This window comes from Bacillus sp. FSL R5-0523, assembly GCF_037975295.1.
Taxonomy (GTDB): Bacteria; Bacillota; Bacilli; order Bacillales; family Bacillaceae; genus Bacillus; species Bacillus subtilis.
On sequence record NZ_CP150251.1, the window covers coordinates 3,088,680 to 3,111,799 of the forward strand.

Below are 23,120 nucleotides of genomic sequence, written 5' to 3' on the forward strand. Positions count from 1 at the left end.
AAACACCGAAAAAGACCGCAACGCTAAAGTTGTGGCCTTTTCGCTTTGTCATATTCGGCAATTAGGGATCTATACATATAGAAACATCCCTTTTGTGTGAGGTGCTCCCATGAGATATCGTTATCCCTGGTTTTACGTGTATCCGTATGAGGTACGCCGTCCGCCCGCTCCTGCCAACAATATTGATACCTTTATCCGTTCAGCGAAGCAGGCCGCGGGGATATTTGCGGATGCCCAGCTCGTTCTCGGACGCATTGCGGGCTCGCGGGATCTCTCGCGCCGCATTCTGACCGCAGCCGAGCAGTCCGATAAACAAACCATAAGGCGCCTGATCAAACAAATGGGCGTCCGGCATGAAGTGGATACGGTCTTTAATCCCGACGGCATCTATATCAGCCTTATCGGAACGCAAAGCCGAATGATTCTTGCTTTGCGGTGGTCAGAGGACCGCAATCATTTTGCGTCCATAAGATTATGACACCATTCCAGAGCCTCTAAATAACATTCATACGCTTCTTCTTTGTCGAGTTGATTGCTTAATTCCGAGCAAGTGTCCCAGTTGTTGCTTTCAATTAATTTCACAAGCTCAAGCATTTGGTAGTAGTCGTTTTGATGGCCTAATAATGCTTGCCCGACTTCATCTTTTAAAGGCAATTCTTGAACAATTTCCTCTATTTCTCTATGCAGGAGGGTGTCTATGAGAGAAAACATTCCGATCAGCATATAAGAAGCAGGCTGCGGCCGGGATGTCTTTCTCGCCAGCAGTTCGCAAAGCTTTGCTCTTATCAAAGAAATCTTAATGATTTCGTGCTTGCTGGAATGCCCTTTCCTGCTTAAATCCTTAAAGGAAAGAATATATATCCACCGTTTGATTTCATTAAATCCCAACAGCATAATGGCCTGTTGAATGCTTTCAATTTTCTGGCTCAAACGGCTGTGGGATGAGTTTAAAAATTTTAAAATCTGATAGGACAGTGATAAATCCCGCTCTATGTACTCTGTCACACGCTTTATGTTAGGCTGCTCTTTGCTCAGTTCGTTAAGCAGTTCATAGTAAGAATAGAAATGAGTCGATAGGTCATGCCCGCTGATGATGCGCGGCTCGCTGAAAAAGTAGCCTTGGAATAATTGAAAGCCGTCTTGGACCGCCTGTTTATATTCTTTTCGGGTCTCTACTTTTTCCGCTAAAAAAATCAGGCCGCGGCAGCCGTAGGTTTGCAAAATTGTTCTGCGTTCCATTCGTGTTGTTTTGAGAAAATCAATTTTCAATATATCAATATAGCTCATGAGTTTTTCCAGTAAGTCCTCATCTTGCGGGTTTATTGCATAAAAATCATCAAGCGCCAGCATATACCCCATTTTTTTCAATTCTTTGCATCTAGAAATGAGGGCCGGCGTGATCGGTATATCTTCAAGGATTTCAATGACAAGCTGTTTCGGATTGAAGGAGGTGGGAAGATTTGAAAACATCAGGCTTTCCGTAAAATTAACAAAACAGCGTTTCCCTTCCGTCAGCTTCTCAATTCCGATGTTTAAAAAGCTGTTGATCACCAAATCTGTTGTTGCCTGATCGCCGTCTTTAGCGCTATACACGTTCTCTTCGCTTTCTCTATACAGCAGTTCATAAGCAACAACCTGTTCTTTTCTATTAAAAATAGGCTGTCTTGCAACAAACACCCTCATTGATTTATCCCCCTTACAATACGCGCGGCTTTCACCCCTAAGTATATCAAATAATTTGACGAAAATTGTCTAAACATGAAAAATAATATATACATAAAGAAAACTGGCCCTTCGCGAACGAAAGGCCAGTTTTTCTTTATTCTTCCTCAAGCTCTTCTTCAATTCTGCTTTTCACTTCGTGGATCCGCTGCATTTTATTGCTCCAGCAGTCCTCACTTAAATCAACCGGGTATTCCTCCGGCTTGCTGATTCTCTTATATTCCTCCCAAAGCAGGCTGAGGTTATCCTGCACATACTGCTGTATGTCTGAAATCTCAGGGTTTTGGTAGCAAAGAATACCCTTCTCAAAAATCAGCTCATGAAGATCCTTCGCATAAAAATTTGTGACAAATTTGCTGATGAATGTATGAACCGGGTGAAACATTCTGAGCCGCTTCTGATCATTCACCTGCTCATCATAAAGCGCAATATAGTCGCCTTCAGAATGATGGTTGGACTGATTAATAATGCGGTAGACTTTCTTTCTGCCCGGTGTCGTCACTTTTTCAGGATTGGACGAAATTTTGATCGTGTCAACCATTTTCCCGTCTTCTTCAATGGCAACGAGTTTATAAACTGCGCCGAGAGCCGGCTGGTCATAGGCTGTAATCAGCTTCGTACCGACACCCCAGACATCAATGCGCGCTCCCTGAGCCTTTAAATTCATAATGGTGTGCTCATCCAAATCGCTTGAAGCAATCACCTTCGCATCTGTAAATCCTGCTTCATCAAGCATTTTCCGGGCTTTTTTTGACAGGTACGCCAAATCGCCGCTGTCCAGACGGATGCCAATGAAATTAATGCGGTCGCCGAATTCCTTGGCAACCCTAATCGCGTTCGGCATGCCTGAACGAAGCGTGTCATACGTGTCAACTAAGAAGACGCAGTCCTTATGTGTTTCCGCGTATTTTTTGAAAGCTGTATATTCATCGCGGTAAGCCTGCACAAGCGCATGCGCATGTGTGCCGGAAACCGGGATATTAAAGCGCTTTCCGGCTCTTACATTGCTTGTCGCGCTAAAGCCGCCGATTAAGGCTGCTCTCGCTCCCCACATGGCCGCATCCATTTCGTGCGCCCGTCTTGTTCCGAATTCAAGCGCAACTTCATCACCAATGACGCCTTTAATCCGGGCAGCCTTTGTTGCGATTAATGTTTGATAGTTCACAATGTTGAGCAAAGCTGTTTCAATCAGCTGCGCTTCTACCAGGGGTGCCTCCACCCTCATAATCGGCTCATTGTTAAAAACGAGTTCTCCTTCTTTCATGGAGTAAAGTGAACCTGTAAAAGATAAGCCGCGCAAATATTCAATAAAATCTTCATGATACCCGAGTTCATCCTGTAAATAACTCAAATCGCTATCCGTAAACTTGAAATTTTCCAAGTATTCAATGGCTTTTTCCAAGCCCGCAAATACGGCATAGCCATTTTCAAACGGAAGCCTTCTGAAAAACAGCTCAAAAATCGCTTTCTTTTCATGAATGCCGTCTCTCCAGTACGTTTCCGCCATATTGATCTGATAAAGGTCTGTATGTAATGACAGGCTGTCATCTTTAAATCCGTACTCTAACACTGTTTTTCCCCTTCCTTACTCTGCCACTTGCGCTCCGATGCTGTTTGCAAAATGGGAAAGAGCCCATGCGTGCCCCTCCTGATTAAAGCTGGCAACAGCTTGTTTATGCACAACAATCCGAAAACCTTTGTTATATGCGTCAACAGCTGTATGCAACACACAAATATCTGTGCAGACACCGGCAAGGTGCAGTTCTCCAATCTGCCGCTCTCTGAGTTTGAGCTCTAAATCAGTTCCCGCAAAAGCAGAATATCTCGTTTTTTCCATGTAGTAAACATTAGGTTCATGTTCATGTTTCTGATATAGAGGCAAAAGCTTTCCGTACAGATCTTTTCCTTCCGTGCCTTTTATATTATGCGGAGGAAAAAGACGGGTTTCAGGGTGATATTGATCCCCTTCATCATGAGAATCTACTGCTAATACGACGTAATCACCGTTTGTGATGAATTCTTCAGTTAAATTGACGATCGCCTCTTCAATCATTCTGCCGGGCTCCCCGCAGGTCAATTTTCCGTCACTCGCCACAAAATCATTCGTATAATCAATACAAATAAGTGCTTTTTTCATAGCCGGCCTCCCCGCCATCAGTATGAGAACATTATATCTTATCTCCAGTTGTAAGTGAATTGCCATGAACAAAAAGACAAACGGTCCGTTTGTCTCTTAAGATTTCAGCACTGACCGATTATAAATGTCGTCCTGAATATATATCAATTCACGATTCACAGCGATGTCAGCTGCAATGACGAGGCCTAAAGGCGTATGAAACTGAAGATCAGATACAATCTTGAAGGGCACTCCGTACCGGTTCGCCATTTGGATATAAGGAGAGTAAGACTGATACTGAAGCTCTCCATTAATCAAAAGGGTGACGTTATGGCTGTTTTTCAGCTCGTGCTCTGCCTCTTTATACGGTTTGCTTCTAAGCACCTGTCCTTTCGTCAGTGCCAAAACGACTCTTTCTCTTAAAGAGCCTAAAAACAAATGGCGCTCGTCAGGTTTTGTCTCCAAAGGCCCATACATTCCTTGCTGCAAATAGAGATCCATTTTGTCTTCACTCAAAAGCCTGTCCTCCCGTCTTGTTTGTTTTCATTATCACCTGATCAGGCAGGAGCTAAACTTTCAAGCGCCGTTTACATTTCTGTTACCCAATGAATGATTTTTTTGGCCAGCTCACCAGCAGGGGTTTCCTCTGTATGCCGGCGCAACGACGCTTCCAGCCGTTCAGGCAGAGTTGCTTTATCTTCTTCATAGGAAATGATCGTGCTCCACTCCAGCTGCGGTACCGCTACAAGCGTGCGCAGTTCTTTTCTGTTTTCATGCAGATACACGTCCGTGATCATTCCGGTTTGCGTATTGATATTTGCTTTTCTGATTTTCATAACATGACCTCTCTATTCAAAGACTACCCATATTATACAATAAAAAAGCAACAGCCTCTTGTGAAAAGGCTGTTACCCGTTAAACGAAACTGTTTCATCAGTGATATCGGCATCTTTGAAGAGAGTTTTACTCGTTTGGTTGTTAATCTTCACAAAATCACCAAGCTGAAATGCGCCTGACCCCGCCCCTGAATGAGCGACGCTTTTGGGCGAAATCGCAAATACGTCTCCAAAGCTTGCCGCGGCATTACCCGTAACTGACATGATATAAATCGGCCCCACAATTGCAGGCATTTCCCCACCTCCGCATTGATTTACAGCATCATATGCAAAGAGCCAATAATGGTGCCCGCCTATTCAGCTGGCTTTGAGTTTTCCTCGAGTCGTGACCGCTGGCGCAGCTTGATTAAGCGGACAATATTCAGGAAGAACGCCTTCACTACCGCATAAACCGGCACCGCTAAAATCATGCCGAGAATTCCGCCGAAGCTTCCCGCTCCGATTAATAGCAAAATAATCGTAAGCGGATGGGTATTCAGCCGCTTTCCGATCACAAGAGGAGACAGCAAGTTTCCGTCCAGCTGCTGAACGATGACGACCACAATAATCGCAAACAGCGCTTTGGCCGGCGAGTCCATAAAACCGACAATGACAGCCGGCGCAGCACCGAGAAAAGGCCCGACATAGGGAATGATATTGGTAATCGCCATGACAATCCCGAGAATCAGGGCATACGGCAGTCCGGCAATTAAATAGCCGATAAAACACGCTGTCCCGACAAAAAGACAGATTAACAGCTGACCCTGGAAGTATGCCGCAAGCGTATCGGATAAATCTTTAAAAATTTTCAAGCCTTCTGTCCGATAAGAAGCCGGAAGAATTTTTACTGCCAGATGCGGAAAGCGGTGTCCGTCTTTCAGCATGTAAAAAAGGATAAATGGAACAGTAATAATAACAAGCGTGATGTTTGTCACGACACCAAACACCGCAGATAAACTGGACGTGATATTTTGCGGCAGGTTTTGGAGAAAACTTGTCAATGACTGTTCAATTTTTGATATCGATACATAATCCTGGTTCATCATCCAGGTAAACCATTGAGAATGGGACAAATCCTTTGTCAGCGCCTGAATCTGTTTTATATAATCAGGAAGGTTGTTAAACAGCCCTGTCACCTGTGAGGTGATGATAGGTCCGACTGACGCTGAAATAAAGGCAAGCAAACCGATAAACAGTAAATAGATCAATAGAATGGATAATGTCCGCGGAATTTTTTTCTCAAGCAGGCGGACCACCGGATTAAATATGAAATACAAAATTCCCGCAATCAGCATCGGGAAAAACAATGTCGAGATAAAAACAATAAACGGCTGAAATACAAATGAAACTTTTGTTGCTACAAAAATAATCAGCAAAACAAATAAAATCTGCAATGTCCAAAAATGGACTTTTGATTTCAACAAGCTTTGTTCCTCCTAGTTTTTCTTTGTCTGTCAGATAAAAGAACTTATACCCCATCATTGTAACAAAAATGAACTCATATCAGAACTCTTAATATAATGAAAGGAGTGTTGGTGATGAAGGCCGTGACATACGATACAGATTCAGAACTGGCTTATATCTATGTTCATCCTCCGGAAAAGAACAGGAATATGCGGTCTGAGGAGCTTAAGGTCAATGATTGTATCCTGCTGGATATCAGCCAAGACGGCAAAATTGCCGGATTCGAATGTTTTGGTAAGGCAGCACACCTCTGTGCCCATTTACCGGGAAATCCCGGCTTTATGTAAAAGATTCAGACGGTTTTCATTTTCGGGTCTGCCAGCATGCTGCAGTCCGTTCCTGCTATACAGTGTACGGCGTCATTTTCTGTTTTTCAGATGGTAACTATCAGGAATTTGCCGGTTTTGACCTTGACGGAACAATGTATCATAGTACATTTTTACAGCGCTTAACTGAAAAATAGGACGTCCTGTTGTACGCCTATTTTTCATGCGCAAGCACTGTTAGACCCGCTCACTGTAATCTGGGGTGACGGAAATCATGTGCTGGATTCTGATCAAACAAACAGAGTTTCGGGCTCCTTCAATTGTGATATGGTCAGGTTTTACATCGATCAGTCTGCCTCTGACCGTATCTCGTACTGTCTGTATAACGAACCTTGAGCCGATGAGCTTTTTAATGGTCTGATAGACATAAGGATCGACTAAAGAGACCAGTTGCGGACTACCTTGGTTGACCATACTTTTATCCCCTTTGTGTGTTTTATCTCAGCTTATGCCGCGCTTATGGATAATGACACAGGCTTACCTGATAAAACAAAGGGGTGCGGAGATTTTAGGAGAATACGTTTGGAAGCGGGTGTAAAGGAAGTATCGATGAAGCGGAGACAGCGAAGAAAGCTGGGCGCTGTTCCGTACTTATACAGGCTTTATCACGGATGCCTGGGCTTGGTCGATTAATTGGTCCAGCTTTTCTATTTTTTTTCGTGCGGTTGAAGGATCAATTTGGCGGTAATGATGGTGGCCGCCCGGCTCTTCATCCAGTTCGTCCGCTTTTTTGACAATCTGCTGCAGCGTGTTTTTATCTAATTCGCCTTCAGGCAAATAGGAATCTGTATGAAGCAAAATGGCTAGTGCAATCTCTTTTGCCGCTTTCGGTTCCTCGCCAAGCCGAATCAGAAGCTTATGCGCGCGTTCCGCCCCTTTAATGGCATGAATGTCATTTCTTTTATATTTCTCATAATCCCACTTTCCGTCTGTATACCATTCATAATGGCCGATGTCATGCAGCAGTGCCGCTTTTGCTGCTAAATCAGGATTAATGTCAGCCTTCACAGACAGCCTGTATGCATGATAAGCGCAGGCAATCGCATGTGCCACGCCGGAACGCTGAAGATATTTTTGTGCAATTGGATGGGTGAAAACATCCATTAATGTAACCTTTCTCATGGAAACCCCTCCTTTAGATATTTTTAGAATCCTAACATAATTTGCAGAGAAACTCAATTCTTATGTCACATCATTTTGATCTTCTTATCATCATTGTTATACCCTAAAAGCAGCGTTTCAGTCAGTATATGCGGCTGTTCAATAAAATGCGCTGGCTGTAGCCTTTTGTATAAAAAAAAGAGCAGAAAATATCTGCTCTACAAAAACTCTTTAATATCATAAATGCGGCCGTTTTCCGTCCCTTTTTCTAGTAAAGAAAGCAGCGTGCCGGCAATAAAGTCCGGACTGCGAAGGCTTCCTGTTTCATTTAATTTCCGGAATCGTTCAATGTGGTGGAAATCCTTTTTCGATGAAGAACGGATGACGGCCTGCATCTCAGTGTCCATCACTCCAGGTGAGAACGAAATCATGTTCACTGGCAGCTCTTCATCCTCCTGTTCAAATCCGAATGTCCTCGTAAACATGTCGAGCCCGGCTTTTGAACTGCAATACGCGCTCCATCCCTTATATGGATTTTTGGCGGCTCCTGAAGTAATGTTGACAACCGTTTTTTTGCCGCTGTATGAAGCAAACCGTTTTGTAAACAGCTGACTCAAAAGCACGGGCGCAGTCAGGTTCAGCTGATAATGGCGCTGAAGCTCGTCAAGAGACGCTTCGCCGGCACGTTTGATCGGCGTTACCATTCCGGCGTTATTGACCAGGGTAATACCAGAATAACGATCTGGATCGATGGATGAGAGCAATGTTTCAAATTGCTGTTCAGCTTCTTCGAGATTGATGAGGTCTATTTGATGCTGCGTTAGTTTTTTGTGAGAGACATCTGTTTTCGTTCTGGATAAGGCATGGACTTCATGCCCCTTTTCTAAAGCCTGTAATGCAATGGCTTGACCCAGCCCTTTTGACGCTCCGGTGATGATATAAAGTTCCATTGGAAACCTCCTTTTCCGTTATTATTGTACGGCACCGCTTTTACACAACACAAGCACGCGGCTTACGCCTTCTTGTTTTCCTGCGCTGTGACTTTTGGGATGAGGAACACGATGCCTGCAATTCCGAGCAGGATCAGTACGACATAGATCATCGGCAGCAGCAATGATGATGTTTCTTGTTCATCTTCTGTTTCCGTTGATGATGTCTTTGTCATTGGTTTTTCAGCAAAAGTAATTCCAAGCTGTTTCGACTGGGCCGCAATCGTGTTGGAATCCTCGGCATTTGTTGATGTAAACAAATCTTTTATCAGCTCGGCGTCCTTGTCCTTTGGTTTATCAAAAGTGATATCCTTCTGTTCCTCAGGCAGTTCTGTTTTTTCTTCATAGTAGGTATCTTCATGCAAATAATTCGTATCGATTTCGATGTCTTTTTTCTCATACTGGTTTGGCGCGACATCTGTATTTTCTTCAGTTTGGGCAGCAGCTGCAGAGGGTATGAAAAGGGAAAAGGAGAGCATACAAATCATGATCCCCTTTTCCATGCTGCGATTACGCTTCATACGTTTCATCGCTTTCTGCTGTGTGTTCAGCCATCAGCCGGATAATCAGCGGCAGAGCCGCGGCAATCACCGTAATGATCAGCAGAACTGTTATTCCCATTGTAAACAAGTGCCCAGTACCGTACTGGATGTCGATATATACTTTCGAAACCGGATCTTCAAATGTAAAGTTCGGCATGATCAAATCAATAAGCGGTGCGACATAGAATAGAATCATTGCCGCTGAAGCAACCCAGCCAGGGATTGATCCGAATCTGAATGCCGTCCGGATGAAGGCAGAGCTTGCGACCAGCAATAGAATCGTAAACACCGACCACTTAATCGTCTGATCGTCCGGCAGTGAATAAATATTCAAACCGAACAAGCTGATCATAAGTCCGACAAGGATATTCAGAATTCCGAATAACGCTCCTTTGACGAGAAGCGGTGCGTTTTGGTAATACGAGCTGAAATAGCCGATTAACAGACTGCTGATCAACACAATGACAAGGATGACAACCGGAGGTACCGTCTGAATTTTTTCTTCCGGAACCTCTCCGCTGATTTTAAGCGGATTCGCCAAGTAATCATATACATAGCCATTGTTTTGCCCGTCTACTAATGTGTTTCCGAGTATGCCGTATACGTCATTGCGCACGAGTTTCGTGGAGGCTACATTTTTCCCCCAGTTGTTGTTTAAGGTGTCGGCTTTCGCTTGAACATCATTGACGCTTTGCTGCATGTTGGTTGTGTAATCAATGATGCCTGACTGGCGATCAGACAATGAACCCATCATGTCTGACATTTGCAGCACTTCCTGACCGACCGTATCTTGGACACTCAGTGCCATGGTGCCAGACAGCCCATCGTTGCTGAACGTCGCAGATTCCTGTGTTGCGCCCGTTACAAGCTGTTCTGACGCTTTTGCGGCACTTTCAGAGATTTTCGTCAGTTCGTCGAGAACACCTGCTTGAGAGTCACGAATAAAGCCGCTGTAGTCATCCGCAAATTTGGTCATTCCTTCGATGAAGGTGTTAATGTCTTCATCAGTTTGCATCGTGTTGTTTTTCAGAGCTTCCCAGCTGGCTGATTCTTCAGGTGAGAGAGCCAGGACTGATTTGACGTTGTCCTGCTGGCCGTTAATGGCGCCGGCTTTTGCAGCACTGTCAATCGTACCGGATAATACAGAGTCATAAACAGACAAATATTTATAGTATCTCATTAAAGCGGAGATGCTTTCTGTATTGATTTCTCCTGAGAATTGAAGCTGATCTTTATTTTCAAGCTCGCGAATCGCACTGTAAATCCCTTCAAACTCCCGCTTCCGTTTCGCTTCGAGATTTTCAAGTTTACCTTCGAGCTTTTTCACTTTGTCTTTCAGGTCATCAATTTCATCAGTGAGACCATTCATTTGCTCTGTTAGTTCCTCTAACTTCTTTTTCAACTCTTCATTATGAGCAGTTTCTTTTTCTTTGAGCTCTTCTTCAATTTGCTTGATTCGCTCAGACGCTTTGCTGAGCTGTTCTTTTGCTTTGGCGATATCAGAAATGTCGTCGTTTCCTGGTTGATCTTGGTCACCAGGCTCCATCGTATCTCCCGTATCTCCGGTTCCGCCTTCATTTGCTAGCTTGATAAATTGAAGGGCTGAGTCAGATGAAGCAGTCTGTTCGGCAGATGTGCCCGTTTCGGTTTGTCCGCTGTCGGACGCACCATCAGAGGCATCGCCGTTCTGCACCTGACCGTCAGTTCCCTTCTGCTGGTCTTGATCCTGAGTACTGCCGTCCGTTTGTCCGTCATTACCGGTATCACTGCTGTTATTGTCGTTCCCTGTGTCGCCCTGTGTATCATCGGGATTTGTACTGCCCCCGTCATCAGGTTTTTCTGGGTTATCAGTGGACGGATCGTCTGGTTCAGTACCCGGGTCCTCCGGTGTTGGATCCTCTTTTTCAGGCTCCTTCAGATTGTCTGAAATATCCTGAATATCAGCAGCGATATTTTTCAGTTCTTCACGCTGTTTTTCAAGATCAATTTTGAGTTCTTCAGGATCTTCTTCTTTAGGGTCTTTATCTTTATCATTGTTGTCAGAACCATCGTCTATGACTGGGTCGTTCCCTTTCGCAACTGTCAATGCCTGACGTGCCGGGACAAGCAATTCATACACCTGATTTAGTGCAGCCTGTCTTGATGCGGCCTGATATTGTTCGATTAAATTACTTTGGATTTTTGCCATGCCAAGTTCCTGCTGGGACACTTGCCCTTCCCTAATTTGCTGGGCGTTTGCCAGCACATTACTGGTTTGTCCGAGCTGTGTCTTCGCTTGGCCGATCCCAGTTGCCAATCCGCTCATGCGTTCGCTGAACTGATTCGCCTTTTGCTGTGCCTGGATGGCATCCAGACCTGTCCGGATTTGCTGCTGTGTTGAATCCTGGGCTGCCAAAAGCAGCTTTTTCTGATTTTCTTGATATTCCTTGTATCTTTCAACTGTATCAATGAATTCTTTCAGCGTATTTTTGGCTTCCTCCGCTGTAGAAGCTTTTTCTTTTGTCGTGCCTTGCGCTTCATTCATTGATTTCTTCAGCTCATCGATTAAGTCTTTTTGCTGTTTGATTTCACCTGCTAAATCATTAGAGCTTGGTTTGTAAAAGTTGTACATGACATTCTGGAATTCAGATTCTTTATTGACGATCTTGTCAAATTCTCCTCTGATGTTGTCCACTTTTTGTGAAACAAAATTCCAGTATAAGGCCGACATTTTTTTGTTCATTGTCTTTTGGGCATCCTCAAGCTCACGCTGAACTTTTTCTTTGTTAACCGCATTCAGGTTATCTTGAATGCTGAATTCGAGCGTTGCTTTTTGAGGATGGTCTTTGTCATAGCTCAAAATGTTTTTTGAGAAGTCTGAGGGAATGTAGACGATCGCATCGTATTTCTTTGAAGCGAGACCGGTCTCGGCCGCGCTTCGGTTTACGACCGTCCACGAATAATCAGGACGTTCACCCAGAACGGCCGCTACTTCCTTGCCGAACTGGGCGGATTTGTCCTCTTCATCAGACTTTACCTCATCACTCAATACGCCTGTGTCTTCATTCACCACCGCGATTTGCCGGGTGGAATTGACTGCTTTTTTCGTTGGGTCGTCTCCGATAAATCGGAAAAACAACACCGGCAGCAGCAAAATGATGATGACGGCAGATATTAACTTGATCAAGCTTTTTCGTTGTTCTGTCATCTAGCACTCTCCCTTTCAGCAGAACATAAAGGAATTTGAACTTTTTGCTCCTTCCCGTTTTCCACAACATATCCGAAGCCCGGCTGAATCTCAGGCTCCTGTCTTTGGTACGGGAGAGGAATGACATTTTGCTCAGACTTTTTCATCAGCAGAATCGCGTGGCGGATTTGCTTCATCTCAGTTGTCAAGGAGTCATAGCCTTTTGAGAATTCGCTGTGATTTCCGCCCGGGATAAAGCTGAACCCAAGATGAGCGTATGATTTCATGAAGTTAGCGAGACGGTCTTGTATTCTCGTATCAATCGTCTGCTGGAATCTCGTTATCCCGTCAATCATCAGCACCACTTGTGAGAATCGCAGATTTTGCGCGTCTCCTTGGCGGACGGCTTCTACATACATGGCCTCTCTTGTTTTGAAAATGTCTTCTGCTGTTTCAATCCACTGCTCAATATCTTCTTTCGTTTCCAAATATGAAACATCTGATTCCTTCGCATAATGAGATAAGCCGCGGTCAATCGAGTCAAACAGGCCGATCATTTCGGTTTCATCATCAATCAGATGTTCGAGCATTACTTTTAAGACGTTTGTTTTCCCGCGCTGAGTCTGGCCTAAAATCAGGCAGTGCTTATGCTTGCCTAAATCAAAATAGACTGGGCTGACTGTTTCTTCATGAAGCCCGATCGGTACAGATAAAGGCTTGCGTTCCAGCTTGAAGCGGAGAGAAAATTCTCTCGTAGACAAGCTCTCAGGCAGCATCGGAATCGGTGCCGGCTGCTCCATTGAAGCAAATCGCCCTTGAAGTTTCTGTACGTCTGATTTCAGCTCGTTGAACATGCCGATATCATCATCGGCGTCAACAGGCAGGAACATTTGCGCGAAATAAAGCTCTTCCTTTTGAATGATGACGCGTCCCGGAATCGGCTCAAGATTGAATTTCGGACGGCCGTAAATGGAATATCCTTCTGATTGATCCATGAGATAATGGACAACCTTTGTTTTCAAGTTATTTAACAATGACTGGCGGACAGCATTCACCCGCGTTGCTGTCAGCATAAAGTAGATACCCAAGCTTTGTCCGTCTCTGGAAAGCTGAACAAATTCCGATTCAAGCTCATGCATCTCATCCTTGACAATGTCAAAGTTGTCAATGGTGATAAAAATGAACGGAAGCTCTTCTTCGCTCAGCGCATTGTACATTTTGATGTGGCTGATTTCTTTTTCCCGGAACAAACGTTTACGGCGGTCAATTTCTTCTTTGATGCGAATCATGAACTTTTCAATTTTCCTTGACTGGTCCATCAGGAAGTAATCCGCGGTATGCGGGAGCTTCGCTAATGGCAGCAGCGTTCCGTTTCCGAAATCAAAGATATAGACATGAAGCTCTTCAGGTGTGTATACGTCCGCAAAACTCATCAGGAACGTTGCGGCTGCAATCGATTTTCCGTAGCCCGAAGAGCCGAAGATGCCGATATTTCCATCTTCCATCATCTTATAAGCAATTGGCGCCTGTCTTTGCAGATCAGGTTCATCGACATACGCAAAGTGGAAATGGTCTTTTTCGTTTGAAGGGAAAAGAGTGCGCGGAATACGTTCCGCAAGCGGCGGCAGCCAAGGGCTTTGCAGCTTCTCGATTCCCATTTCATCTTGGATGCGTTCAATTTCGTCAACTACAGCTTCGATTTCGGTTTGAACGTCTTTTTTCGCGTTATCTTCGGTATCAACCTCAGAAAGCGGGATCAGACCCGTATCTGTAACGATCGCGATTTCATCCTCGGTACCGTAGACTTCCTCTAAGTAAGGCGCCCCGCTCCATGCAGATTGGAACAGCTCATACACTTCATTGTTTCCGACCTGCAAATAGCCGCGGCCGGTTACGGTAATGTTTGCGGCGTCGCTGTTTTTCAAAATTTCTTTACTGTCGGTGGCATCCTGGACCTTGAGCGCTACTTTAAAGCGCGAGTTACTCCAGATTTGGTCGTCGATGATGCCGCCTGGCTTCTGTGTCGCCAAAATCAAATGAACGCCGAGGCTTCGTCCGATACGCGCGGCACTGACAAGCTCCCTGATAAAATCAGGCTCCTCGCTTTTCAGCTCGGCAAACTCATCAGAAATTAAGAACAAGTGAGGCATCGCCACTTCTGCTTTCCCCTGCTTGTACAGCTTTGTATAGTCATTGATGTGATTGACTTGATACTGGTCAAACAGGCGCTGCCTTTTTTTCAGCTCGCTTTTAATGGAAGCAAGCGCACGCATACTGAAGTTTTTGCTTCCTTCAATATTTGTGATCGTGCCGAGGAGGTGGGGAATGTTGCGGAACGGCTGCGCCATTCCTCCGCCTTTATAGTCAATTAGTAAGAAAGCCGCTTCATGCGGATGAAAATGCACGGCAAGTGACAAGATGTAGGTCTGGAGAAATTCACTTTTCCCTGATCCCGTTGTCCCCGCAAGCAAGCCGTGCGGACCGTGTGCTTTTTCGTGAAGGTTCAGATACACAATGTCATCTTTCCCTTTATAGCCGATCGGCACTGACAGCGACTTTGACGATTCACTTGTCAGCCATCTTTGCTGAATGCCGATTTCTTTTACTTCCTTCGCATGAAAAAGCTCCAGGAACGATACCGTTTCCGGAATGGAATTCGTAATGCCGACCTGGTGGTTCAGCGTCCGCAGCGTGCGTGAGAACCGTTCGTTGTCCTCGCGCTGATGATGATCGAGACGGAACGGAATTCTTACCGCTTTTTTCTTTTGTATTAAAATGTCGCCTTCATGCTCATTAATGTAGCGGACAAGAGTCGTAATGTTTTCCGACAAGCTTTCCTTTGTTTCCGCAGCGACAATTGTCGAGATGCCCAGATGCTCATGCTGTCCTTCTAAATATTCGAGAATGACATGCTCGGAGATCAGCTGCTGATTCGTGATGACAAATACAAAATGCGGTTTGAACTGCAGTTTTTCTTTGTCATCTTCGAGATCACGCTCTCTGATCAATTCGTAAAGTGAAGACAGGAGCTGATCTCGGGTTTGCTCATTATAAATAAATCCTTTTGCATAAATATGGGGCATTTGAAATTGCGGAAGCCACTTCATCCACTCCCAGTCTTTATACTCTTCTTCATGAAAAATAAATACAAAACGCAAATCGTGATAGCTGTTAAAGAACGACAGCTGTCCGATCAACTGGTGAATCTCATTTTTCACAATTTGCGATTTACCGACAAGCCCCATCGGACCTTCTGCCAAATCGACCGTCACCGGCGCATTGCGGATATCTTTATAGACGCGCTGCATGTGCTGCGATTTCTCCATGAGGTCATCGATATCACGATTCGCCAAGTCTCCGCCGCTCATATTGATTTCATAGCTTGACGGAACTGTTCCCGTCCCAAGCCGCAGCTGGAGATAATCCTTGCTTTCAAGTGATTTTTCCCAGATCCGGTCACTGATTTCACTTGTTAAGTATTTCATTTGTTCAAATGAGGGAAAGTGAAATTCAAGAACCTGCTTTTGCTTTTCAGCAAGTGCCTGAAGCTCTTTCCGCTTATTGTCTAAGTAAAGCTTATATACACGCTCCCGTTTTTCCTCGCGTTTTTTCCGCTGGTTTTTATCCCGGAAATATTGCACTGTCGAGGTAATGAGAGTCATCATAAACATCGCCAAAGAAACGAGTATAAATATGCCGCGCGGCTGGATGATGGCAACTACGCCCATCACGATCAGCATCACAAGCGGAGGCAGGATGACGAGCCACAGCCCTCTGTTGGTTTGATCGCTCTCCTGAGAGGGAAAACTGAAAGAAACGCGGTCATCCGGCAGATCGTAAACCATCCGCGGCGTTCTTCTGTACTGCGGATATTTTTTCTGCATCTCTGTACTCGGTTTGACCGTTTCTGTTAACGCTGTTTCAAACTGGGCATAATGAACAATTTCTAAAAGGTCTTGTTCCGTCACCCTCATTTGCGTGAAGTTCCAGAATATTTCATCCCCCGGCTTGAGCGGCGTATTGGTGTTGATTTTCTCTCCGTTCAAGAAGATCGTTCCGCTTTCAGGGCGGACCGACCAGCTGCCGCCTGCACGAAGCAAAGAAAACGTGCTTTGTTCTGCAAATGCAAAATCTTGCGGATTCAGATAAATATCTGCATTCGTTTTTTCTGAGGAACATACAATTTCATCCCGATTTCCCGTAAAATAAACGGATTTTTCAGGTTCACTGCCCGTCAATATCAAGCGTATATCCTGCTGATCCGTTTGGAGAGTAAATGATATATCCGTCTCAATCGTGCCGAGACAATCATTTCCCAGGAAAACTTCGTATTGGCCGCCGGATTCCTTTCTTTTAAGAGAAATCACTCCGCTATTAAATGGAATGGAGCTGATCGTAACGGAATCCTTCACATCAGGCCCTATGGTCACCGGATGAGACGACGGGAGGTTAGACAGATTTAATTTTTGAACGTTATTTTGGTAAAAAACCCATAATAGACTCAAATGGCGAACCCCCTTACGGCCGAATGGCAGCATGCGATGACCTGTGCTTCATGTCTCACGTTATTTGTCATCTTTTTTCTCATCTTTCTTTTCTGTTTCTTTTTTCTCGTCTTCTTTTTTCTTCTGTTCTTCTTTTTTCGCTTTTTCCTCGGCTGCGGCTTTTTCTTCTGCCGCTTTCTCTTCTGCTTGTTGTTTTTCTTCGTCTGTTTGTGTCTGTTCTTCGCTTGTATCGACTAACGATGTTTCAGAATTAGACTGTTTATTTTCTTGACGTTCTTTTTGGGCTTTTTCAAGCTCACTATTTACTGAGTCAAGTTCTTTTTGTATGTCTTCATCATTTGTATCCTCAGATAAAAGCTGTTGTTTATATTTAGCTAGGGCAAAGTAAATATAATCATTGTATTCAAGCTTACGGCCAATACTGATCGCTTCTTTGTATTCTCCTCGACCATAATCAATCCAATACAAGAAATGCTGAGGGTCTGATTGAAGGGTGACTAAATTATTTTCTATATTTTTGGTTTTTGCACTCCCCAGGTTTTCGACCTCAACATAGGACGTCGCCAGCTGATACTGCACCGATTCAGGCAGGCTTTCCGCATCGTACTTGGACAGTGTGCTGATGACTTCACTGTACTGCTTGTTTAAGAACGCACGGTTGCTGTCCACTATCGCCTGGTGCTTTGGCTGCGCGAAAAATAAGGCGTACATCGAATAAATAAGTGCCGGTACAAGCAAAACAATGAGCCCCAGGCCGATATATCGCTGGATGTTCCACTTCTTTCTCGGGATATGTATGTATGTTTTTGCTTTGGCTTCGAGCTCATCAATATGGGTTTGAATCAGCTCGAGCAAATCATCATAGGATTCAGCATCTAATATCGCCTTTGCCTCTGCGGAGAACGTCAGCGTTTCATTGAATTTCAGGTAGTCTTCAAACGCAAAAGCGCCGTCAACTGCCAAAGCCGCTGCCGCTTTCAGCTCCTGCCATACTCTTTCGTCATCACGCTCGTAAGGAGGAATGCTTTCTTTTACTCCATAATGGAGAAAATAAGGCGTAAGCCCTTTATCGAATACAATGTTTTCAGGAGCGACAATCACATTCAGCCTCGACAGATTGTGCTGCTGTACGGCTTGAACAAGCTGATAGGCAAACTGCCATTTACTTTTTTTATCCTTAGCTTTCATGAAGCGGAATGCTTTATAGGAGGAGGGAGGTTGGATTGTGATGATTACTTCATCATCCGTCACATCGATTTCTTTATGAAAAAATGGATTTATATCTTTGATCACGTTAGCTTCAAGACCGTCGAGAAGCTTTATTTTTTCCCGTTGAAAGGTAAATGTATAGCCGGCATCTGTTTTCTCGGCATCAGCTTCTAATTGGTTTTCTAAATATGATTTTTGTTTACCTGACATTCAACCAGATCCTTTCATAATATTTCAAGTCGGTCTCCGTTTGTAATGCCGCAATCAGACAGCTTGCATTCTCCGGAAAACACCTTATCCTTGTTCACCACTCTGATCCAGTGCCCTTCGCGCGGAGGCATAGATACGCTTTGGGCCTGCCAAGCAATATCAATTACTTTTTTCACCGGGTGGTAATCTGACAATCTGAGATCAAAGACACTGCCGTTATAATGTTTCAAATCTATTGTAATATCAATATACATTTAGGATCACCCTTACATAGAAAGAGCGCCGTCTTCTTTTGAATCAGGCGCTCCTTCCCTTTCATACTGTTATCCGCGGATTTGATTTGCGATGTCTTGGTCAGTAGACTCAAGTGTATTTGCTGTTTGATCAAGCTGCTGATTCACATCTTGAAGCAAATCTGACATTTTGATAAATGAAGGTTTGAGCTGCTCGTATTGATCTGCGAACGCTTCGCTTGAAGCACCTTCCCACATGCTTTTCAAATCAGAGATCATTCGGTTTAAACGATCAACCTGATTTAATACTTCTTGGCTTTCAACGCCGTATTGCTTCGCCATCGCTCTTAGCTCTTCGGGTGTGACACGAATTAATCCTGCCATATTCCTCATTACCTCCTGTGCCATCAGCCTAAATATGGGCTAATTCACTTATTTTTAGAACGTCATTATTATAAAAACAGTTTTTCGGCATAGTCAAACAAATATGTTTTAATTTTACAAAATGAGTCCAATGGTTTACCCCGAATCACTTAAAAATGACATATACTGTAAATTAAATAGGTTTATTTTCTTAATCTCCTCTTCATTCTCCGAATAATCCAAAAGACCCAAATAACGCTCCAACTCCCAAAAAAAACCTTTCAGAAAATTTGATGCTACAGCACCATTTCTGAAAGGTTCAATTTTTTCTTTCCTTAATTAGTCTCGCCTCCGATGACTTACTTAGAAGATTAATAGGATAAGCTGTCGTATTATATGAGGCATACAACTGTCCTGCAAAAAGGCGATTACACCGCCAAATGTATATAGAACGTTTCTCTCATGAAATTGTTTTTTTGCTTCTGTTCTTTGTTGTTGATTTTCACAAACAACAACAATCATAATAAAAGGAAGGGGATGAGATGTCAAAGAGAAATCAAGCACGAAAAGTAGGGAGATTTATGACCATGCCGAATGATCCGTTTAAATATAGTTTTGACAGACTTGAAGATGTGGCTGATCATATCAGCGACGTTCTGCGGTGCCCGATCACCATAGAGGATGTTAACCACAAACTGCTTGCCTACAGTACACACAGCGACTGCACAGACCCTGCCCGGACGTCTACCATTATTGGCAGAAGGGTACCGGAGAAGGTGATTAACAAGTTGTGGAAAGATGGGACAATTCCAGCTCTCTTAAAAACGGACCAGCCGATCAGAGTCAAGCAAATTGATGAAGTCGGGCTGAGCAATCGCGTCGCTATTTCGATTTGGAAAAACAAGCAAGTACTTGGCTTCATATGGGCGCTTGAGATCCAAAAAACATTGTCCGATGAAGATCTGCTGACATTGCAAATGGCAGCAAAAGCAGTGAAAAACAAGCTTCTCAAACTTCAAATCAGAAAAACGAAAAATGAAGAACGCAGCCAAGAATTTTTCTGGAAAATGCTGACCGGACACATCCATCAGGAGGATGATATGGCGGATGGGTTCCATAAGCTTGGAATGGCCGCTCCTTCAGAGTTTTCCGTTATGATCATCCGCATAAATGGCGAGCTGACTGAAAAAATCGAACAGCAGCTGCAATATTTACAGGAAACGACCCAGCAGGTTTACGTGCTGCTGGCGACCGTAGATTCCAATGAACTTATTATATTAACCTCACCCAAAACAGATCATCCTTTTCAAGATTTAAAACAGTTTGCTTTAAGTACGCAAAAACAGCTGAAGGAGCGGTATAAAATAGAAGACGTTTCTATCGCTTTTGGCGGAATATACAACTCTATTTCTTTTGTCTCCCGCTCCTATCAGGAAGCATTGTCCGTCTTAAAAACGAAGGAACGGTTCGCTGAAGAGACCAAACATCTTTTCAGCTTTTCTGAGTTAGGCATTTATCAATACTTAGATGTCTTATATGAAAAACGGAAACAGGCGGGCCATTATAATTACTCGCTTTCCAAACTGGAACAATATGACCGGGATCACCAGTCAAATATGGTAGAAACACTAGAGCGCTTTATTGAAGCAGACAGCAACGTGAATACCGCTTCTAAGCTGTTAAATATACACGTTAATACGTTGAATTACCGACTCAAGCGGATCAGCCAGATCGCTGAAATTGATTTGAAAAATGTGAATCAAAAATTCACCATCTATTTAGATATCAAACTTCGGCACATGGATTTGTGAAATTTCACAAATCCATGTTTTTTTATTTTCTTAATCAAACAAAGAATTTTCCAAAATATCAAGCTACACTAAAAATATCACAGATACAGGAGGAGACAGATATGATCATAGGGGTTCCTAAAGAGATAAAAAACAATGAAAACCGTGTCGCATTAACACCCGGGGGCGTTTCTCAGCTCATTTCAAACGGCCACCGGGTGCTGGTTGAAACAGGCGCGGGCCTTGGAAGCGGATTTGAAAATGAAGCCTATGAGTCAGCAGGAGCGGAAATCATTGCTGATCCGAAACAGGTTTGGGACGCCGAAATGGTCATGAAGGTAAAAGAACCGCTGCCGGAAGAATATGTTTATTTCCGCAAAGGACTTGTGCTGTTTACGTACCTTCATTTAGCAGCTGAGCCTGAGCTTGCACAGGCCTTGAAGGATAAAGGAGTAACTGCCATCGCATATGAAACGGTCAGTGAAGGCCGGACATTGCCTCTTCTGACACCAATGTCAGAGGTTGCGGGCAGAATGGCGGCGCAAATCGGCGCTCAATTCTTAGAAAAGCCTAAAGGCGGAAAAGGCATTCTGCTTGCCGGGGTGCCGGGTGTGTCTCGCGGAAAAGTAACGATTATCGGAGGAGGCGTTGTCGGGACAAACGCGGCGAAAATGGCTGTCGGCCTCGGTGCAGATGTGACCATCATCGACTTAAACGCAGACCGCCTGCGCCAGCTTGATGACATCTTCGGCCATCAGATTAAAACGCTAATTTCTAATCCGGTCAATATCGCAGATGCTGTGGCAGAAGCGGATCTTCTCATTTGCGCGGTATTAATTCCGGGTGCTAAAGCTCCGACTCTTGTGACTGAGGAAATGGTAAAACAAATGAAACCTGGTTCAGTCATTGTCGATGTTGCGATCGATCAAGGCGGCATTGTCGAAACTGTCGACCATATTACTACCCATGATCAGCCGACATATGAAAAACACGGTGTTCTCCACTATGCTGTAGCAAACATGCCGGGTGCTGTCCCTCGTACATCAACAATCGCCCTGACTAACGTTACTGTTCCATACGCACTGCAAATCGCGAACAAAGGGGCAGCAAAAGCGCTCGCAGACAATGCGGCACTGAGAGCGGGTTTAAACACCGCAAACGGACACGTGACCTATGAAGCTGTAGCAAGAGATCTAGGCTATGAGTATGTTCCTGCCGAGAAAGCTTTACAGGATGAATCATCTGTGGCGGGTGCTTAATTCACAATGAGCTTGCAGAAAGATTTCTGCAGGCTTTTTTATTTTTTAAAAGGAAAAAAGAGACCATTTCACGAATTATGACTATGAAGTTGATCATAAAGGAGGATTCATATGGCTGTTCAGCAATATGGCGTGTTAAAAGGCATAGTCTTAGACATGAAGCGGGAAACAGATGATGACAGTCCTCATTTCCAAGTCAAAATGCTCGGTGAAGAGAATACGTATTACAGGTGCGCCATCAATGTGATGTCCAGTTCTGAGGAATCTGAAGTATTGTATTTGGCTGACGATCAGTTTGATTCGGGCTCAATTACCATCCTTCCGAACATGCCGTATGGATATACAAGGATCAATGAAGCAAACCGTGAAGTGGCACTGGATTATGTGCGGGGCAATTTGTTTGACCCGCGGGAAATGAAGCCTTTGCCTCATGAAATCACGGGACCTGATAATGATTTAAATGATTTTATTGAAACCTATATGAAGAAAGCACAAGATGAGAAAGCGCCGGTTTATATATTCGGTTCAAAATTCGGCCCTGAACAGGCTGCAGATAAAATATTCGGCTTTACCCCGACTAACGGAATGCACAATATCCATATGAATCAAGGGAATGCAATGGATACGCGCTGGAAAAAAGACAACGGCTCTTGGCATGACGGGGGTATTCTGATTCAGTTTGCAGATCAGTGGGCCGCTGTGTTTTTAGCGTTTTTATCCCAATCTTGGTGTACGGATGAAAACGGAAACCCGGTCAGAGATTGTGATCATACCCAAACGTCTGCGTAAGATAGAAAAAGAGACTGCGGCGAGCAGTCTCTTCGGAAGATTGTTGACAAAATCCTAAAGCGTTTTAAAAGCTTTAGGATTTTGTCATGTTTTCAGCGTGATTGAAAACCCTTGAACTCTAGGAAAGGTGAGCATTGGAGCGGAGCGAATGTTCTAATTCGTGAGCACCAACGCGCAGACTTGACAACGAATGCGAGGGTTTATCGACACGCTGAAGAGACTGCGGCGAGCAGTCTCTTTTTGATACGATTACACATTTTCAACAGTCTTTAGGCTGTTTGGCCTCATATCGCTCCAATGCGATTGGATATAGTCCAAACAAGCTTCACGCCCTTTTTGCTCATGAACGACTGTCCAGCCGCTCGGCACATCTATAAAACCCGGCCATAGGGAATATTGGCCTTCTTCATTGACCAGCACCAAATATGTGCCATCCGCATTTTCAAAAGGATTTGCCATTC

At 44.2% G+C, this 23,120-nt stretch carries 21 protein-coding genes and 1 pseudogene; 5 read left to right on the forward strand and 17 right to left on the reverse strand.

Going from position 1 to position 23,120, the window contains the following annotated elements; genetic code table 11:
• Positions 1–109 precede the first annotated feature (109 nt).
• Positions 110–478 carry a hypothetical protein gene (locus NYE53_RS15915; protein WP_339245597.1) on the forward strand — a complete coding sequence of 123 codons (369 nt, stop codon included), beginning with the start codon at positions 110–112 and terminating at the stop codon, positions 476–478.
• Here NYE53_RS15915 and pdeH read toward each other — a convergent pair.
• The 7 genes from pdeH to NYE53_RS15950 all read right to left on the reverse strand — a co-directional run bounded on the left by pdeH (position 454) and on the right by NYE53_RS15950 (position 6,137).
• Positions 454–1,683, reverse strand: a complete 1,230-nt coding sequence (gene pdeH, locus NYE53_RS15920) for a cyclic di-GMP phosphodiesterase (RefSeq protein ID WP_133954407.1) — start codon at positions 1,681–1,683, stop codon at positions 454–456. The genes NYE53_RS15915 and pdeH overlap by 25 nt on opposite strands.
• A gap of 136 nt (positions 1,684–1,819) precedes the next feature.
• Positions 1,820–3,292: a nicotinate phosphoribosyltransferase gene (locus NYE53_RS15925; RefSeq protein ID WP_003228788.1), complete on the reverse strand. Its 1,473-nt coding sequence runs from the start codon at positions 3,290–3,292 to the stop codon at positions 1,820–1,822.
• A 15-nt stretch (positions 3,293–3,307) separates the two neighbouring features.
• Entirely contained in the window at positions 3,308–3,859 is a 552-nt protein-coding gene (locus tag NYE53_RS15930) for an isochorismatase family cysteine hydrolase (RefSeq protein WP_014477836.1), read from the reverse strand.
• A gap of 96 nt (positions 3,860–3,955) precedes the next feature.
• Positions 3,956–4,354: a YueI family protein gene (locus tag NYE53_RS15935; protein ID WP_014477837.1), complete on the reverse strand. Its 399-nt coding sequence runs from the start codon at positions 4,352–4,354 to the stop codon at positions 3,956–3,958.
• Positions 4,355–4,425: 71 nt separating this feature from the next.
• Positions 4,426–4,674, reverse strand: coding sequence for a YueH family protein (locus NYE53_RS15940; RefSeq protein ID WP_003228783.1), 249 nt, complete (start codon positions 4,672–4,674; stop codon positions 4,426–4,428).
• A 72-nt stretch (positions 4,675–4,746) separates the two neighbouring features.
• Positions 4,747–4,968 (reverse strand): spore germination protein, encoded by a 222-nt coding sequence (locus tag NYE53_RS15945; protein ID WP_015384524.1) that lies wholly within the window; start codon positions 4,966–4,968, stop codon positions 4,747–4,749.
• A gap of 59 nt (positions 4,969–5,027) precedes the next feature.
• Complete coding sequence (locus NYE53_RS15950; RefSeq protein WP_339245599.1) at positions 5,028–6,137, reverse strand: AI-2E family transporter; 1,110 nt, start codon at positions 6,135–6,137, stop codon at positions 5,028–5,030.
• 114 nt (positions 6,138–6,251) lie between these two features.
• On the opposite strand from NYE53_RS15950, the pseudogene NYE53_RS15955 reads away from it, so the two are divergent.
• Positions 6,252–6,640, forward strand: a pseudogene (locus NYE53_RS15955) (DUF2283 domain-containing protein).
• A gap of 40 nt (positions 6,641–6,680) precedes the next feature.
• Here the strand turns inward: NYE53_RS15955 and NYE53_RS15960 are convergent.
• The 9 genes from NYE53_RS15960 to NYE53_RS16000 all read right to left on the reverse strand — a co-directional run bounded on the left by NYE53_RS15960 (position 6,681) and on the right by NYE53_RS16000 (position 18,842).
• The gene (locus NYE53_RS15960) at positions 6,681–6,917 is read right to left on the reverse strand and encodes a YuzF family protein (protein ID WP_003220677.1); all 237 of its coding nucleotides are present in this window, start codon (positions 6,915–6,917) and stop codon (positions 6,681–6,683) included.
• Between the two features lie 177 nt (positions 6,918–7,094).
• On the reverse strand, positions 7,095–7,625 hold the full coding sequence (locus NYE53_RS15965) for an HD domain-containing protein (protein WP_003244444.1): 531 nt from the start codon (positions 7,623–7,625) through the stop codon (positions 7,095–7,097).
• Positions 7,626–7,822: 197 nt separating this feature from the next.
• A complete protein-coding gene (locus NYE53_RS15970; RefSeq protein WP_101172176.1) occupies positions 7,823–8,554 on the reverse strand; it encodes a (S)-benzoin forming benzil reductase in 732 nt (243 codons plus the stop codon).
• A 62-nt stretch (positions 8,555–8,616) separates the two neighbouring features.
• On the reverse strand, positions 8,617–9,072 hold the full coding sequence (gene essA / locus NYE53_RS15975) for a type VII secretion protein EssA (RefSeq protein WP_010886603.1): 456 nt from the start codon (positions 9,070–9,072) through the stop codon (positions 8,617–8,619).
• Positions 9,073–9,103: 31 nt separating this feature from the next.
• Positions 9,104–12,322 (reverse strand): type VII secretion protein EsaA, encoded by a 3,219-nt coding sequence (gene esaA / locus NYE53_RS15980; protein WP_339245600.1) that lies wholly within the window; start codon positions 12,320–12,322, stop codon positions 9,104–9,106.
• The gene (gene essC / locus NYE53_RS15985; RefSeq protein ID WP_339245602.1) at positions 12,319–16,806 is read right to left on the reverse strand and encodes a type VII secretion protein EssC; all 4,488 of its coding nucleotides are present in this window, start codon (positions 16,804–16,806) and stop codon (positions 12,319–12,321) included. Before essC ends, esaA begins: the two co-directional genes overlap by 4 nt.
• A 60-nt stretch (positions 16,807–16,866) precedes the next feature.
• On the reverse strand, positions 16,867–18,225 hold the full coding sequence (gene essB / locus NYE53_RS15990; RefSeq protein WP_339245605.1) for a type VII secretion protein EssB: 1,359 nt from the start codon (positions 18,223–18,225) through the stop codon (positions 16,867–16,869).
• A gap of 14 nt (positions 18,226–18,239) precedes the next feature.
• Positions 18,240–18,479, reverse strand: a complete 240-nt coding sequence (yukD, locus tag NYE53_RS15995; protein ID WP_003228763.1) for an ESX secretion system protein YukD — start codon at positions 18,477–18,479, stop codon at positions 18,240–18,242.
• Between the two features lie 69 nt (positions 18,480–18,548).
• Positions 18,549–18,842, reverse strand: a complete 294-nt coding sequence (locus tag NYE53_RS16000) for a WXG100 family type VII secretion target (protein ID WP_003220661.1) — start codon at positions 18,840–18,842, stop codon at positions 18,549–18,551.
• A gap of 521 nt (positions 18,843–19,363) precedes the next feature.
• Here NYE53_RS16000 and adeR point away from each other — a divergent pair.
• The 3 genes from adeR to NYE53_RS16015 all read left to right on the forward strand — a co-directional run bounded on the left by adeR (position 19,364) and on the right by NYE53_RS16015 (position 22,659).
• Entirely contained in the window at positions 19,364–20,632 is a 1,269-nt protein-coding gene (gene adeR, locus NYE53_RS16005; protein WP_080263037.1) for a sporulation transcriptional activator AdeR, read from the forward strand.
• 101 nt (positions 20,633–20,733) lie between these two features.
• Positions 20,734–21,870: an alanine dehydrogenase gene (ald, locus tag NYE53_RS16010; protein WP_339245608.1), complete on the forward strand. Its 1,137-nt coding sequence runs from the start codon at positions 20,734–20,736 to the stop codon at positions 21,868–21,870.
• Between the two features lie 111 nt (positions 21,871–21,981).
• Positions 21,982–22,659 (forward strand): YukJ family protein, encoded by a 678-nt coding sequence (locus NYE53_RS16015; RefSeq protein ID WP_003228755.1) that lies wholly within the window; start codon positions 21,982–21,984, stop codon positions 22,657–22,659.
• A gap of 249 nt (positions 22,660–22,908) precedes the next feature.
• Here NYE53_RS16015 and NYE53_RS16020 read toward each other — a convergent pair whose 3' ends face one another.
• Positions 22,909–23,118, reverse strand: a complete 210-nt coding sequence (locus NYE53_RS16020) for an MbtH family protein (RefSeq protein WP_003243183.1) — start codon at positions 23,116–23,118, stop codon at positions 22,909–22,911.
• Positions 23,119–23,120: the final 2 nt, after the last annotated feature.